This window comes from Myxococcales bacterium (assembly GCA_022184915.1).
Classification (GTDB): domain Bacteria; phylum Myxococcota_A; class Polyangia; order Fen-1088; family Fen-1088; genus JAGTJU01.
The window spans coordinates 1,314,413-1,329,201 of sequence record JAGTJU010000001.1 but is presented as its reverse complement, the minus strand read 5'-3'; the positions used below and the strand labels follow the sequence as shown (position 1 = coordinate 1,329,201).

11 protein-coding genes are annotated in these 14,789 nt (G+C 64.7%); 6 read left to right on the top strand and 5 right to left on the bottom strand.

The features are described 5' to 3' along the window. Positions 1–6: 6 nt before the first annotated feature. Genes guaB through glnD form a run of 3 tightly spaced genes read right to left on the bottom strand, consistent with a single transcriptional unit; the run spans position 7 to position 5,306 of the window. Complete coding sequence (gene guaB, locus KA712_05450; protein ID MCG5052384.1) at positions 7–1,476, bottom strand: IMP dehydrogenase; 1,470 nt, start codon at positions 1,474–1,476, stop codon at positions 7–9. 51 nt (positions 1,477–1,527) lie between these two features. Further along, complete coding sequence (locus tag KA712_05445; GenBank protein ID MCG5052383.1) at positions 1,528–2,580, bottom strand: tetratricopeptide repeat protein; 1,053 nt, start codon at positions 2,578–2,580, stop codon at positions 1,528–1,530. 44 nt (positions 2,581–2,624) lie between these two features. Next, positions 2,625–5,306 (bottom strand): [protein-PII] uridylyltransferase, encoded by a 2,682-nt coding sequence (gene glnD, locus KA712_05440; GenBank protein MCG5052382.1) that lies wholly within the window; start codon positions 5,304–5,306, stop codon positions 2,625–2,627. A 158-nt stretch (positions 5,307–5,464) separates the two neighbouring features. On the opposite strand from glnD, the gene KA712_05435 reads away from it, so the two are divergent. The 3 genes from KA712_05435 (at position 5,465) to pcnB (ending at position 8,385) form a co-directional block, all read left to right on the top strand. Continuing rightward, positions 5,465–5,944 carry a hypothetical protein gene (locus KA712_05435; protein ID MCG5052381.1) on the top strand — a complete coding sequence of 160 codons (480 nt, stop codon included), beginning with the start codon at positions 5,465–5,467 and terminating at the stop codon, positions 5,942–5,944. A gap of 130 nt (positions 5,945–6,074) precedes the next feature. Then, positions 6,075–6,848, top strand: a complete 774-nt coding sequence (locus tag KA712_05430) for a hypothetical protein (protein ID MCG5052380.1) — start codon at positions 6,075–6,077, stop codon at positions 6,846–6,848. Between the two features lie 85 nt (positions 6,849–6,933). Beyond that, on the top strand, positions 6,934–8,385 hold the full coding sequence (gene pcnB / locus KA712_05425) for a polynucleotide adenylyltransferase PcnB (GenBank protein MCG5052379.1): 1,452 nt from the start codon (positions 6,934–6,936) through the stop codon (positions 8,383–8,385). Between the two features lie 124 nt (positions 8,386–8,509). Here pcnB and queC read toward each other — a convergent pair whose 3' ends face one another. Further along, on the bottom strand, positions 8,510–9,205 hold the full coding sequence (queC, locus tag KA712_05420; GenBank protein ID MCG5052378.1) for a 7-cyano-7-deazaguanine synthase QueC: 696 nt from the start codon (positions 9,203–9,205) through the stop codon (positions 8,510–8,512). A gap of 68 nt (positions 9,206–9,273) precedes the next feature. On the opposite strand from queC, the gene KA712_05415 reads away from it, so the two are divergent. Then, positions 9,274–10,167, top strand: a complete 894-nt coding sequence (locus KA712_05415; GenBank protein ID MCG5052377.1) for a class I SAM-dependent methyltransferase — start codon at positions 9,274–9,276, stop codon at positions 10,165–10,167. A 488-nt stretch (positions 10,168–10,655) separates the two neighbouring features. Beyond that, positions 10,656–10,847: a hypothetical protein gene (locus KA712_05410; GenBank protein ID MCG5052376.1), complete on the top strand. Its 192-nt coding sequence runs from the start codon at positions 10,656–10,658 to the stop codon at positions 10,845–10,847. A gap of 515 nt (positions 10,848–11,362) precedes the next feature. On the opposite strand, the gene KA712_05405 is transcribed toward KA712_05410, so the two are convergent. Continuing rightward, positions 11,363–13,636, bottom strand: coding sequence for a discoidin domain-containing protein (locus KA712_05405; protein ID MCG5052375.1), 2,274 nt, complete (start codon positions 13,634–13,636; stop codon positions 11,363–11,365). Between the two features lie 211 nt (positions 13,637–13,847). Between KA712_05405 and KA712_05400 the strand changes: the two genes are divergently transcribed. After that, positions 13,848–14,780, top strand: coding sequence for a GNAT family N-acetyltransferase (locus KA712_05400; GenBank protein MCG5052374.1), 933 nt, complete (start codon positions 13,848–13,850; stop codon positions 14,778–14,780). Positions 14,781–14,789: the final 9 nt, after the last annotated feature.

Here is a 14,789-nt window from a genome sequence, read left to right as displayed (position 1 = left end):
CTGCCGTTACGGGTCGATGTGGTAGTTCGGGGCTTCCTTCGTGATGATCACGTCGTGCACGTGAGACTCGCGCAAGCCCATGGTGGTGACCCGGGTGAAACGGGCCCGGGTGCGCAGCTCATCGACGGTGCGACAGCCGCAATACCCCATGCCCGACCGAATGCCGCCCATCAATTGGTAAAGTGATTGCGACAGGCTGCCCCGGTAAGGAACGCGGCCCTCGATGCCTTCGGGGACCAGCTTATTCGAATCGCCGGGCACATCGCCCTGGAAGTAGCGATCTTTGCTTCCCGCCTTCATGGCGGCCAGGGAGCCCATGCCCCGGTACACCTTGTAGCTGCGGCCCTGATAAAGGATGAGCTCACCAGGCGCTTCATCGGTGCCGGCGAAGAGGCTCCCGATCATCACCACGTGCGCCCCGGCGCCCAGCGCCTTGACGAGGTCACCCGAATACTTGATGCCCCCATCGGCGACGATCTTGACCTCCGAGTTCGCAAGCGCGCGGGCGCAATCGCTAATCGCCGAGATCTGGGGAACGCCCACACCGGCCACCACACGGGTGGTGCAGATCGAGCCAGGCCCGATCCCCACTTTGACTGCATCGGCCCCGGCCTTGGCGAGAGCCAACGCTCCCTCGGCGGTGGCGATGTTACCGGCGATGATCTGCGCCTTGGGGAAGGTCTTGCGAATGTCAGCCACGGCGTCCAGCACGGAGCGCGAATGTCCGTGTGCGGTGTCGACGCAGATGACGTCGCAGCCCGCTTTCAGCAAAGCCTCGACGCGCTCGCTGCGATCCGCACCAATGCCCACCGCTGCACCCACGCGCAGACGTCCGAAGTCGTCCTTGCACGCCGAAGGGTGCTGCTGTGCCTTTTCGATGTCCTTGATGGTAATGAGCCCACGCAGCCGCCCCGCGGCGTCGACCACCAGCAGCTTCTCGATGCGATTTTTGTGAAGAAGCTCTTTCGAGCGATCGATGTCGGTCCCCTCGGGCACCGTGATCAGCTCCTTCGTCATCACCTCTGCCACGGGCTGGGTGAGGTTTCGCTCGAAACGAATATCCCGGTTCGTGAGAATGCCCACCGGGCGCCCCTCGGAAACCACCGGCAGCCCCGAGATGTTGTACCGCCGCATCATCTCGACCGCCTCGGACAGACGCTGCTCCGGAGCGATGGTCACGGGGTCGATCACCACCCCCGTCTCGGCCTTCTTGACCTTGGTCACCTCGAGGGCCTGGGCCTCGATGTCCATGTTCTTGTGCAGGATGCCAAGGCCCCCTTCCCGGGCCATACAGATGGCCGTGGCTGATTCGGTGACCGTGTCCATCGCCGACGAGATGATGGGACAGGACAGCGCAATCGCGCTCGTCAGGTGGGAGCGAACCTCGACGTCCTTGGGCAAGACGTTGCTTTCAGCCGGAACCAGCAGGACGTCGTCGAACGTCAGCGCAACGGGGAGGGAACCTTCGGGCAGCATCTGCGGACTCTATACAGGTGAAAATTCACCTGCAAGCGTCCCGTGCGCGCATCAGGGCTTCCGCGCGGCCACGGGCCGGCACGCGGCCACCAGGTCCTTGGCCCCCTGTCGCGCCCGGTCGGAGGGGGCAGCAAGCGCGAGGAACGCCGCAAGAGTCTTTTTCGCCGTAGCGCAATCGCCCTGGGCTGCCCGCAGCTTGAGCGCGACGTACACCGGCAACGCGGCTTGGGGATCCAGCTGCCGGGCCCGATCGCAGGCCTTGAGGGCGCTCGGGTCGGGAGCCTTCGCGGCGCGCGCTTGGCAAAGATCCGCGGCCACGGCGGCCGACTTCGGATCGAGGCGGGCCGCGCGCCCCAGGGCTTCAACCGCCTCGCCCGCGCGCTTGCGCTTGAGGGCAACCCGCCCCGCGGCGTGCCACGCGTGTACCGCATCCGGCCCCATCTCCGTCGCCCGCGCGAGGAGGCGCGCGGCTTCATCGAGCTGCCCAGCCTCGGCGACGAGCAAGCCCAAATTCGTGAACGCCTGGGGCTCTCGGGGCAACAGGGCCGTAGCCTTCTCGAACGCTGCGCGGGCGGTCTTGGCATCGCCCTGACGCTTCGCCACGACCCCGAGGTTGAGCCAAGCCTGGCCGTCTTTCGGGTCGAGCCGCGCGGCCTTTGCGAAGGCGCCCAACGCCTCACCATTTTGGCCCTGCCGCTCGAGGGCCACGCCGAGGTTGAAGGCCGCCTGCGGGTACGCGGGCCGCGCCGCCAAGGCGGCCTGGAACGCGGCACGCGCCGTCTCGAGCTGGCCCGCCTGCAGGAACAGCCCGCCCAAGTTGTTCTGCGCCTCGGGGAACTTCGGATCCAAGGCCACAGCCTTGCGATAGGCCAAAATGGCCTCGGCCGGCTGGCCCTGTCCCTCCAGGGCCACCCCCCGAAAATAGTGCACTTGGGCATCGTCCGGCGCGAGGCGCGCCGCTTCGTCGAAGGCCTTCAAGGCCGCGGCTTTGTCGCCCGCACGAAAGTGCCTACGCCCTTCCTCGAGCTTTCCCACCGCGACGGGATTTCCGGCCGTCGCCGCACCGGATGCGGCCAACGCCAAGACGAACGCCACGACTCTCATGGGCCCCAGCATAGCCTGGATCGCCTCCACTTCGGGAGCTCGCCTCAGCGACGCAGCGCCGTCCGAAGCGCGTCGACGAGATCCGCGATGCGCTCGGGATCCAAGAGCTGACCTCGCGTGACGCTGTCGCGCACGTAGAAGATGTCGGCGACACGATCGGCCTCGACGCCCACCTTCGAGCGCTGGATGTCCAGCTTCTTGGTGTAGAGCACGTCGGCGATCATATAGAGGACGCCCGGGCGGTCCTCGGTGAACACATCGATGACCGTGAGGTTCGGGGTGATGTCGTTATGAACCTTGACCTCGGTGGGCGGCACTTTGGGGCGCGGACCCTCGAGGATGGATGCGGTGGCCGGCCGCGAGGACACCAGGTCCTTGACGCTGCGCCGGCCCTCGAGCGTGGCCATCAGATCGCGCCTTATCGAGCTGAGCCGCACTTCGTCCGTGACTGCACCGTGAAAAGCACGCCTGATGCGGAAGATGTCGAGGGCCTCCGCTCTCTCGTTGGGGCGCACGGGCTCTCTGCTGTAGATGGCCGCGTCCAAAATGTCTATCCGGTTCGCGAACAGCACACCCGTGACCGTGGCCAGCAAACCGGGAACGTCGTCGGCGGTGAGCACCATCTCGGAGTACTGGCGCCGAGGATGGTGGACGAAGTCCACGGCGCACGCACCCTGACGGCCTCGCATGAGCTGCATGTGCGAAGCGATGCGCAGGACGGAGTTTTCAATGAAGTAGCGCTCGGGCAGCCCCGCGAACAGTACCGCAATCTCTGGCTCGGGCATGAACTCCGACAGCTTCGCTGCCGCCTTTGCCATGCGCTCTCGCACGCGCTCCCGCGTCTGTTCCGTCCACACCCCCGAGCCGTGCCGCATGTATGCGAACGAACGCTGGAAAAGCTCTCTCAAAAGCTCGTCTTTCCAGCTGGTCAGGTTCCCGGGCCCCACACAATAAAGGTCGACGAAGGTGAGCAGGTAGAGCTGACGTAGGGTTTCTTCGTCACCGGCCAGCTCAGCCGTACGCTCGATCGTGGCCGGATCGGCCAGGTCGCGCCGCTGCGAGACGTGACCAAGGGTCAGGTGTTCGCGCACCAACAGCTCGACCAGCGCCACGTCATCGTCGCTGAGTCCGAAGCGGCGCGCGATGGCGGACGCGATCGGCACGCCCCTCAGGCTATGGTTGTTTCCCAGCGGTTTCGCAATGTCGTGCAGCAAGGTGGCCACATACAGGGGCACGTTCCGCTCGATGAGCGACATCTCTTGCGTGGGGCGCGGGTAATCATCAACGAGTTCCTGGCGCGCGAGGGTCTTGAGCAGGGCCACGGCATACAAGGAGTGACGGTCAACCGTGTAGACGTGGTAAGTGTCGTGCTGGACCCTGCCCGTCACGGGGGCCCATTCGGGCATGAGCGCGGTCAGCAATCCCAGGTCCTGCATTTGCTCGAGGCGCGAGGGGTTCTTCTTGTCGCGGGTGTCCGTGAGGACGTCGAGGAACAAGGGGCCGGAGCTTGGGTCGGCCTGCAGCGCGAGGGGCTTTTCGGCGCAGGCCTCAGAGATGATGTCGGCCGTGCGCAACCCCACTTCGAGGCCGAGCTCGTTCGCGATGGAGAACGCCCTCAGCATCTCCGAAGGTTTGTCGGCGAAAACGTTCGGATCGATGGCCTCGATGCGTCCATCCCTAATGACGAAGGTTGGATCCACCTTGCCGCGGGATGACCGAAGAGACACGGGAACCACGGTGGGTTCGTGATGAGGGTCTTGGCTCGCTCGTTGGAGAAGTCGTTCCGTCTCTCGGGAAATCGTTCGAGCGTGAAGCTGATAATGGCGCATCAGCCACTCGACGGCAGCCGAAACCGCCGGCTTGATCAACGTGGCGTTCGTGGGTCGGGGCGCCCGAAACCAAACGGGCGCCACGCGCTCCTGCAGGTCGAAACGCAATTGATCCTGCTTGCGGCGCGCCGCGAGCTGGACGGCGATCCGGACGTTCAGGAACCACTCCCGAGCCGATTCCAGGGACTGGCATTGCCGCAAAGTGAGCTCGCCCAGGTCGTGCAGCTCGCGGAAATCGGACGTCCCGAACCGGGCTTTGGCCGCCCACCGTCCAATGCACAGGTCGCGCACGCCCCCGGGTCCGCTCTTGAGGTCGGGCTCCAGGAGATAGATGGTGTCCCCGAACTTCGAATGTCGGCTTGTCTGCTCCTGGCGCAGCCGTTCCACGAGATTGCCGGGGCCAAACGAGCCGGCCCGTGCAGCGTAGCCCTCGGCGAAGGACCGCGCGAGGGCCGCGTCCCCCGTGAGAAACCGTGCGTCGAGCATGGCCGTGGCGGCCGTGAGGTCCGACTCGGCCAACTCGTGGGTGTCGGCCACGGAACGCGTGGCGTGCCCCGCATCCAACCGAGCGTCCCAAAGGTCGTGCAGCACGCCGCTTGCGAACGCACCCACGTGGGCGTCGGGACTCTCCGCGCACAGGAAGACCAAGTCGAGGTCTGAGTACGGCGCCCACTCTTCGCGCCCGTAGCCCCCCGTAGCCATGACCGCCACGCCCTCCGAAAGGCCTGCTTTGGCGAGATGAGCGTCGACGACGGTCACCACCACGGCGTCCAGCGCCGCCGTGAGCTGCTTCGACAGGTCGAACCCGTGGAGGCCCGCGCGCTGGCTTTCGTCAGCCGCAACTCGCGCCTCGTTGACGCGTTCGGCAATCCATTCGGCAGTTGGCAGCAAGGGCAAGTAGGGCCGCTCGTCTCGGTCGGGCTCCCCGAATCATTAATCGGGCCGCCGAGTTTTGTCGATGACCGTCCGGCATTCGAAGGGGCGCTCGTAACTTCCGCACATTTCCCCTCACGGACCGTTTGACGACTGGTAGCAACTTGTGCACCGTATGGTGCATGGCCGAGATCGAGCTTGCCCCTCTTTCTGACAGACTCGACGACGAAGAGTTGAAAACCCTAGGCCGCCTGCTCTCCCAAGCAGGCGGGAAATACGACATTGAGGCGGACCACCCCTCACAGACCATCGCAGCCCGTCTGAGCGAGGACGCGGTGACGGAGTTTCTCGATCGTCTCGAGGCCCACGACGTGGCCGCCGAGATCTTCATCCCGTCCGACTTCGAAGGAACGATCACGGTGGGCGACTACCGAGTGGCGTCATCGCAGGCGCTCGCGGCCGCCCTCGAGGAGCTGCGCGACGAGCTCGACGTCGAGGAAGACGACGACGAAGATGAGGAAGAAGACGAGGAGGAGGAAGACGAAGACGAACTCGCGGACGATTCGCTCATCGCGTCCCAGCTCAAGCACATCTGGCGCCTGATGAACGACGCCTGCGAGGAGTCCATGGATCGTTTGATCCCGATTCACGTACACATCTGATCGCCAGGGAGACCCGATCGAGTGCTCCTGGGCCGGCAGGCGACGGCCCGGCACGATCCGAGCCCGCGCTTCTGCTTTCGGTCGGACCGTCGCGAGCGCCGGAAAGCGGCTACACTTAGAGGTAGCGGTAGTGAACACACGATTTGGATTCGAGGGCGGCAAACCGGCCGGCGCCTCGGCGGACGAAGGTCCCCGGGCCGCGAAAACGGTTTTTGGCAGGGAGTTCCATCTTCCTCTCGTGACCCCTGTGCCGCCCGCGGAAGCCACGAGGGGCCAGCCCCCGGCGCCGACCGCGCCCAGTGCGTCGGGCACCCTGGGACCGAAATTGTCAGCCGGCGAGGTCCCTCCTTCCGCCCCGGGGACGGAGCGCCTTGCGGGAGCGTCTCAGCGGGCTGTGCGCGCAGGAGGCGCCCTGCGCAAGCGAACACAGGGCGCGGTGAAAAGCCCGATTCCGGCAATCGCCCGGTTCTTCGGGAGAAGAAATACTCAGGGCAACATCGTACCCCTGACCAACACCGACATTCTCCTTGTCCCCCGGGTTGCGTGGCTGCGACCTGCACTCACCGTTGCTCTGGCAGCGCTCGGAAGTTTCGTGGTGGTGGCCTTGCTGCTGCTCGTCTTTGGCGCAAAAGGGCAGACGCCCCTGGAAGCGCCCCCGCCAGGCACCGACAGGATCGAGGCCGTATCGCCCGCTCCCCAGGACCTGCAACGGCCGGCACCCCTGCCGGAGGGCGAGTCGCCCCCATCCGAGGCCGACATCGGGACCTCCCCTCCCGGGACCGCGCAGGCCGAGCCACTGCGGGAGCGACAGGCGCCCGCGAACGCGGCCCCTCCCCGCGCGAGCCCTCGGAAGCCGCGCCTGCCCATCGACCCCGACGCCCCCCTTCCACCGTCTTTCTTTTGACTCCCATCCACAATCCGGGAACATCTCTTGCCCCTGCGTTGTGGGCGTGATACCGGTGACTTTTTGAAGCTTTGCCTTTTACGGTATGACAATCGATCTCAGCCAAATCGACCCTGACGCGGTCAAGGTCGTCCAGAGGCTGCGCCGCTTTGGCCACGAGGCCTACTTGGTGGGCGGCTGCGTGCGGGACCTCCTTCTCGGGCGAAAGCCCAAAGACTTCGACGTCTCGACCAGCGCCACCCCACCCGAGCTACGCCGCCTGTTCCGGAACTGCCGCATCATCGGGCGGCGGTTTCGCTTGGCGCACATCTTCTTCGGACCGAAGATCTTCGAGACGTCCACCTTCCGGGCCAACCCTCGAGAGGGCGAGGACGAAGAGAAAGGCGAGGCCACCCCCGACGATCTTTTGATCCGACGGGACAATGTTTTCGGCAATGCCGAGCAGGACGCTCAAAGGCGGGATTTCACCGTCAATGGATTGTTCCTGGACCCCGAGACGGGGCACGTCACGGATTACGTCAATGGCTTGGCCGATATCGAGGCCCGGACCGTTCGGACCATCGGCGACCCTGATATCCGTTTTCGCGAGGATCCCATCCGCATCCTCCGAGCGGTCAAGTTTGCGGCGCGCTGCGGGTTGTCGATCGAGCCCGAGACCCTGCGGTGCATGGTCGAACACGCGCAGGAGATCAGCAAGTGCGCCCAGGCCCGGGTATCGGAGGAGTTCTTTCGCCTCTTGAGGGCAGGTGCAGCTCACCGATCCATGGAGCTTCTCGTGGAGCTTCAACTGCTCCCCGTACTCATGCCGGCCCTGGAAGCCTGGAGAACGGGAGCGGCGGCGCCGGGCATGCACCCCGGCCCCCTTCGAGAGGTGGAGGACGCCGAGCCTTCCGATCCCTCCTTCACGGAGACCCTCGACACGGGCGCTGAGCCCGCCCCCGATGCGGGCGGGGAACGGGGCGCGGATCCGCAGAGGTTGTGGTCGTATCTGGACGCGCTCGACCAGGTCACACTGGGTGATGACGGCGCCCCCTCCAATGCTGTGGTGATCGCCACCTTGGTGATGCCCTGGCTGTACCCGCTTCTGTTGCCAGAGTCGGGAGTCCGGGACGCGAGCCGTCCCATTCTGGGGGCGCTCCGCCCCTTCATGGAGCAGCTGCGCATCTCCAAGCGAGACGCCGAGAACACCCGCCAGCTCCTCTTGGTGCTGAGGCACTTCATCCCCAGTCGCCAGCCCGCCCGCAAACGTCCCCCGCGGATCAACAACCGGGACTTGGCCGCTGACCTCACCTGGATGGTGAAGGTGATCGCAAAGGCTGAGGCCATCGAACTCGAAGGTCTTCCCTCCATCGAGCCGCCTGAACCTGTGCGAGAGCCCGTGGGGCTGTCGACCCCCTCGGCGCCCCGGGTGGCGGGAGGGCTAAGCCCCATACCGACCCTGCCTGAAAGCTGGCACCGCAACGAGGTCCGTCCGCGCTTCCTGGGCACGGGAGCGTTCGGGACCTCGATCGGCGGCGCCTGGCGCTACGCGGATTGAGAGTCAGGCAATCCCCCCGGGCGGGCTTCATTGTCGGCCAAACGCCGCTGCGAAGCCTACGGCGCATTGGAACTCGATTACCCTCCTCAATGCCCCGCGAACCTCAATCGCAGCCGAAGCGCGCTTAGCCGCACGCGGGCGCGTACCGGGTCGGGTCCGATACCCCCGCGGTCGCGAAACCAGCTTTGCGCAGCAGGCAGGCGTCACAAAGACCGCACGCCCCTCCGTCCGCGGCGGGATCGTAGCAGGAGTGAGTCATTCCGTAGTCCACGCCCAAACGGGTGCCTACCTGAATGATCTCGGCCTTGCTGAGGCCAATCAGAGGCGCACGCAGCACGACAGGAGAGCCCTCCACGCCCGCTTTCGTGCCGAGCCTGGCCACCTCTTGCATCGCAGAGACCCACTCGGGGCGGCAGTCCGGGTACCCGGAGTAGTCGAGCGCATTCACCCCAATGACAATCTCCTGCGCGCCCAGCACCTCCGCCACGGCAATCGCATAGGACACGAAAATGGTGTTCCGCGCGGGAACGTAGGTCACCGGAATGCCTGCGCCCATTTCAGCAGGTGATCGGTGTTTGGGGACGTCAATGGCATCCGTCAAAGCGGAGCCGCCGATACCCGCCAAATCGATGTCTATGGTGCGAAAGCTGGCTGCGCCCGCCACATGCGCCACCTGCTTCGCCGCCTCGAGCTCGAAGCGATGTCGCTGACCATAGCGGAACGCAAGCGCGTGGCACACCTTCCCCTCCGATCGCGCCAGAGCCAGCGCGGTCGCAGAGTCGAGTCCACCCGATAGAAGTACAATCGCGGATTGGGCCATCGACTTGAGCCTACAAGAACAGCAAGGCCCCTGCCGCCCTTGGCGCGATCCTGATAGCGTGCCTTGCGATGCCTCACGACAAGCCACCGGGGACCGAACCTCACCACCCGGGCGATCGTTCGAGCCGCGAAGACGAAGAGGAAGGCGCCAAGGCGCACTACGCAGACCCGGACCTCTACGATCGGCTCTACGAGCGCCGGCGTCGCGATGTCTCGTTCTACCGAACGCTGGCCGACGAACGACTGGGGTTCGGAGCCCCCAGCGCGGTCCTCGAGCTGGCTTGCGGCACCGGGCGCCTCACGGTGCCCTTGCTCCGCGCCGGACATCGGGTGCTGGCGTTTGATCGGGCGCCCGCCATGCTGAACAAAGCACAGCGTCGCATCGCTCGCCTGTCACGCTCCCGACGCCAAAACGCCCTGCTTTTCAGGGCTGATTTGCGATCTTTTCAGCTCGGCACCAAGGTGTCCTTCGCGGTCTCGGCGTTCCATTCGATTCAGCACCTCGTGTCTGACGAGGACTTGCTTTGTTGCTTCGCCAGGGTCCACGAGAGTCTGAGAGACGACGGTTGGTTCGCCTTCGACGTTTTGCCACCTCACCCAGCCTGGCTTGGACAAAGGGAGCTGCTCTGGGACACGCGCACCTTCCGCCATCCACGGACCGAAGCGAGGGTGCGACAGGGAACAGCCTTCTCCTACGACCCGATACGCAAGGCCCTTCACATCGACCTTCACCATCGGATCGAGTCACCCGCGGGTCAGCCTCAGCTTGCGGAGGAAGTGGTGAAGCTGTGTCACCGGCAGTTCTGGCCCGGTGAGCTCGAGGCTCTCCTCGACCAAGCGGGCTTCCGCGTACTGGCTCGCTACGGAGACTTCGATCACGAGGCGGCGCTCTCGCGTGAAGAGCTTGAGGATCCCGCAGCCACCTTCGACGAACACATCTTCGTTGTCTGCCCGAAGCGATGACAGCCTCGAGGCCACTCGGCGGCGCACACGCAACCAACCGGGAGGACCACGCGCGAGTCGCTTCGCTCAGTCGTTCGATCGGTCAATGATCGGCGCCCAATGAAAAGCGCCCAATGAGCAAGCAATCAAGGCCAGCCGAAGCAATGAACCAAGGGAAAAGTTCATGCTTTGTAGAAAAATCAACTTAAATAGTATTGACACGCTCGTTCAAAGGACTACGATTCAAAAGCATAGTTACAGTTCGTCTGGCGTTGCGAAGTGTGTGAACTTCAAGCGCAGATCAGACTCCGACAAAGCAGAACGACTTGATCGAAGAGCGGCTTTTTGCCGGTACCCCGAAGAATCAGCGGGGCCCGCGCCCTGGATCGAAGAGCAGGTTCCCTAAAGGTGGGACCCGCGGATCGGGCGTCTCCAAGTCGGTTCCTCTATGCAACTCTCCCTCGTTTTTCTAACGAGTCATTGGTGGACATAAACGAAAGAAGGTAGCTGTGGCACGAAAGAGCGCAAAGAAGCCCGCAAAGAAGGCATCCAAGAAGGGCGCCAAGAAGGCATCCAAGAAGGGCGCCAAGAAGGCATCCAAGAAGGGCGCCAAGAAGGCATCCAAGAAGGGCGCCAAGAAGGCATCCAAGAAGGGCGCCAAGAGGGCAAAAAAAGCCAAAAGAGCCAAAAAGGCCATCTAACAAGTCCAAAGGACGAGGCCGCAAGGCCGATGCTGGCAGCCCCATGACCTCATGACGGGCTGCCAGCGTTCAGGTGGTGCCGTGTGACCGTTAGGCCGCGCGGGTCTCGTTCGGGGGACTGGGCTCGGGTGGATAAGGCCGCTCGGGCCAACCGCCGACGCCGCTCAGTGAAGCGAAGTTGGTCGAGAGGGACTGAAAGTCACGAAGAGCCGCGAGCAAGCGGCTTGCACGAGCCCCTGAAGGCGAGGTTCCTTCCCAAACGGTCGGCGCGACGCCTGTCGCCTGCCGTCTGGGATGGATCGAAGCACCCGCCGCGGGATATCCCGTCGGGCGAGCGTCTCGATGACTTGAACCCTTGTTGCCGTAGCAAAGCAACCGCGGGCACCCGACGATAGATTGGGAGGCCGGCGTCACGAGCCCGGTTCCGGGACGGCCCGAAGTCACTTTCGGTCCCGGAGCCGGGCTCGTGGTGCGTTCGAAGGGACGATGAACGCGTCTTGTGGGCGCTTTCGGCCTCAGCCGCGCCGCACCCGTTTGCGCCGACTGGAGGAGGAGGCGCGCCCTCTCGCCGAGCGGGGCCCCGGGACCCCCGTGACGGGACCACGGGGCGAAGGAGGCTGCGGTTCGTCCTTGGGCGGGGCGGTCGGAGGCGGCTCGGGCGAAGGTGCACGTTTCTCTCGAAGAGCCGGCCCGACCGTCGGGCGGGGCGGACGCGCGAACCACCACAAGATCACGCCGAACGCCACCACCGTGACCAGTGAGATCCACGTGTACTGCTCGTCGATCCAGGTCGGCATTCCGCGAAGAGGGGCCAACGAGATGAACTCAGTGGCTGCGGTGAGCGTCAGCAGTACGATACCGACGTCCTCGTTCTTCTCGTGCAGGTACGCCACCCCGATGATGAAGGCGTAGTAGTAGCAAGTCAGCTCCACGCCAATCGGAATGAAGGTGATGCCAAAGGCTGCGGCCATCCATGGATCTGATCTCCCTGCGGCAAGCCCAATCAGAACGAGGAATCCCAACGCCAAGGCGACGTAGAGGGGCTTCGCGTTGTGGTAGCCGTCGATGCGGGCTTTCTTCCAGGGTGCCCAGGGATCGGTCAGGCGGTTGTCCTTCATCAGCCTACCCACCTCGTCGGGACGGTAGGCCACCACCGTACGGAGCCCCATGTAGTTCGTGAGGGGCGTCTCCTTGTGCTTGATCGAGTTTTGGACGAACTCCTTGTACGACTCGATCCCGTGGCTGGTGATGAAGCTAGCGGGGATCAAGATGGCCACCGCCAACAGTCCACCCACGAAGAACCGCAGGTAGAAGCGAGACAGCTCGGTCAGCGGGAACAGGCGGCGGCTCTTGTAAAGATGCATTGCCCAGCCCAGCACGGGACCGACCACCAAGAACCCCGGGAACACGCGCAGCAAGGCCGCGTATCCCAAGGCCAGACCTGCCGCGAGCGGCTTGCCCTTCTTGAGAAAGCACACGGTGGCCGCGGTGAAAAACAGCCAGTCCCACCGCAAGAACGCTCCCCCGGTCCAGTAGAACCGACTGGGGAAATTCGTCGCGAACACAGCCATGGCCACGGCTGTGGTGCGCCAACCAAAGGCCCACAGACTCAGAAGGATGAGCCCCGCATAGTAGAGGGGGTCCACCAAGTTCAGGAGGAAGATCTGGGTGTGACTCGCCGGGGCCGTATTCGCCAACAACGAGCCTGCGAGGTTCCACACGGGGGTGGCGTTGTAGCCGTGGTCGGTGGACGTATCGTCCCAGCGTTTCGCCGATTCCCGGCCGCGGAAGTACCCGATGTCGTGTTTGAACGAGTCCCAACGGGCGGGGGTGAAGTGATCCTTGCATCGCTCGGGGTGTTCGAGAATCTCTTTCGTCGTCTCGAGCGCATTGGTCCGCAGGTTGGTGATCTTGCGAAGCTCGACACGACGCCTCCAGGCCGGATCCTCTGCATCGGCTACCGCAATACACTCGTAGAGGCGGGTATAGCCAAGCTCCTTGAAGTACTTCGAGCCCACGTAGTAGTGGAAGGTGTCCCAGCCGTGAATGAAGTTACCGAAGTGGAAGGCGAAGAAGTTGACGTAGGTGGCGGATGAAATCACCAACGAGAGCAGCAGGAGGCCATCGCGCAGTTTCTTGAGCGTCTGCGGTCGGCCTTCCAAGCGCAGGATGCGGCCCCACCAGAGCAGCGCCAGCACGAGGCAGGCCCAGATCATCTCCCACCGTCTGCTGCTGGTGTCGTTCCACCAAGGCTCGACGCTCTTTTGCGACTCGGCCCTGACCTGCTTGAGCGGGGGAGGGAAAGGTTCGGGCAGCTTGCAGAAGGCCTGCAGCTCACTGATGGAGTAGAAATTGTCTCCGGTTGCCTCTGCGGTGCGCAGGTAGCGTACGCGCGCGCCCCCGAGGCTCAGAGGGCGGCTGCGCAGACCGTGCACCCCCTCAGCGATCTCGACCTGACCCAAATTTACCCAGGTCGCGCCATCCTCCGAGCCCAGGATCGGATAATGGTCGTTGGCATCGGCTTGGATGTAAACCGCGGCGATCGGCATCACCGTACCGAGATCGTAGGTCAGCCCCGCCACGGCCGAATCCAGCACCACCGCCTGACGTGCGTTCCAGACCGCGCCCTCCTGCGTGACCTCGCCGTCGGTCACCAAAACCAGGTCGCCCTGAATGTCCTGCCAGGCGATGGGACGCTTGCCCGCCAAGAGGTTGCCCGGGGGACAGTCCTCCGCCCAAGCCGTGGGGGCCGAGGCAAGCCATGCCAAGATAAAAAGTGTTCGGCGCATTCGAGAGTCTCCGAGGGATCGCAAGGGGGCGCGCGGACGGGCAAGAGAAGACCCACCGCCGACCCAACGCCCCATGGCCCCCTTGGTTCTGGCCTTCTCCAGGCTCGCCCGCGCTGAAGCGCGCAGTATAACCGCCGAGGGCTTCCCGGCTAAGCGCCCAATGTCTCGCCTGGACTGTCCTGGGTTGCCTCCCCGCGGTTACACTGAGTTCGTGCGACGCAGGTGGTCGATTCGCCCCGCTCACCCCCACGAGTGGTCGGACGCCGTCAGGCACGCCAGCGCGTTGTTTCGCCCGGGCCTGCCCGAGGACGCCATGGCCCGTGCCTATCCTCTGCTTCTCGGCGCGGGGAACGTGACGAATCTGTGGGTGGCCCACGATGGAGCCGACATCGTGGCCCACGTGGGATACCGCCTGGTGGAAATCGACACGGGCAAAGGGGTGTATCTGGGGGCCCTTTTCGGGGCCGTCTTCACCGCCGAGGCCTGGCGAGGGCAAGGCCTGGCGACGCAGGTCCTCTCACGGGCCACGGAGGCCGCGAGACAGCAAGGTGCTGCGTTCGGGGTCATCTCGGGGACCCGAAATCTCTACCAACGGCAAGGCTTTTTTCCATTGCCGCGCGCCACCGGCTACCGCATTGACGGGGGGAGCGCCAATGGCCCTCACGCATTGACAATGCGTCCAATCACCACCTCGCAATGGGGCCTCGTCCAGGCGTTGCACGCCTCGCGCACGCCCCGGTTCTCCAGAGGTGAAGGCGACTGGAAAGCCCTGCTCGAAAGCCAGACCTTGTGGTTCGGGGCGGGTGAAGTGTGGGCCGTTTTCGACGAAAGCAGCGCCTCCTCGCCCGGCGCTTATTTCGCACTCGAAAAAGAACCACGCACTCGCGAGGCGACAGGCCCCTGCCGTCGGGCACTCGAATGGGGAGGAAACGCGCTGTGGGCGCGCCAGGCACTCGAGCAATGCGCCCGGACGCGGGGGCTGGTCGAGTGGGTCGTCGCGGCTCACGATGCCGAAGCTCACCGTGCGGCCGCCCAGGCCCCTCGCCTTGCGGGGCGGCTCGTCGACCTGGGGATCTCCGCCGCCGCCTGGCGGCTCGCTGTGGCGACTGACGACATCCCCCTTTACGGCCTCGACTACGTCTGACCCGAACCG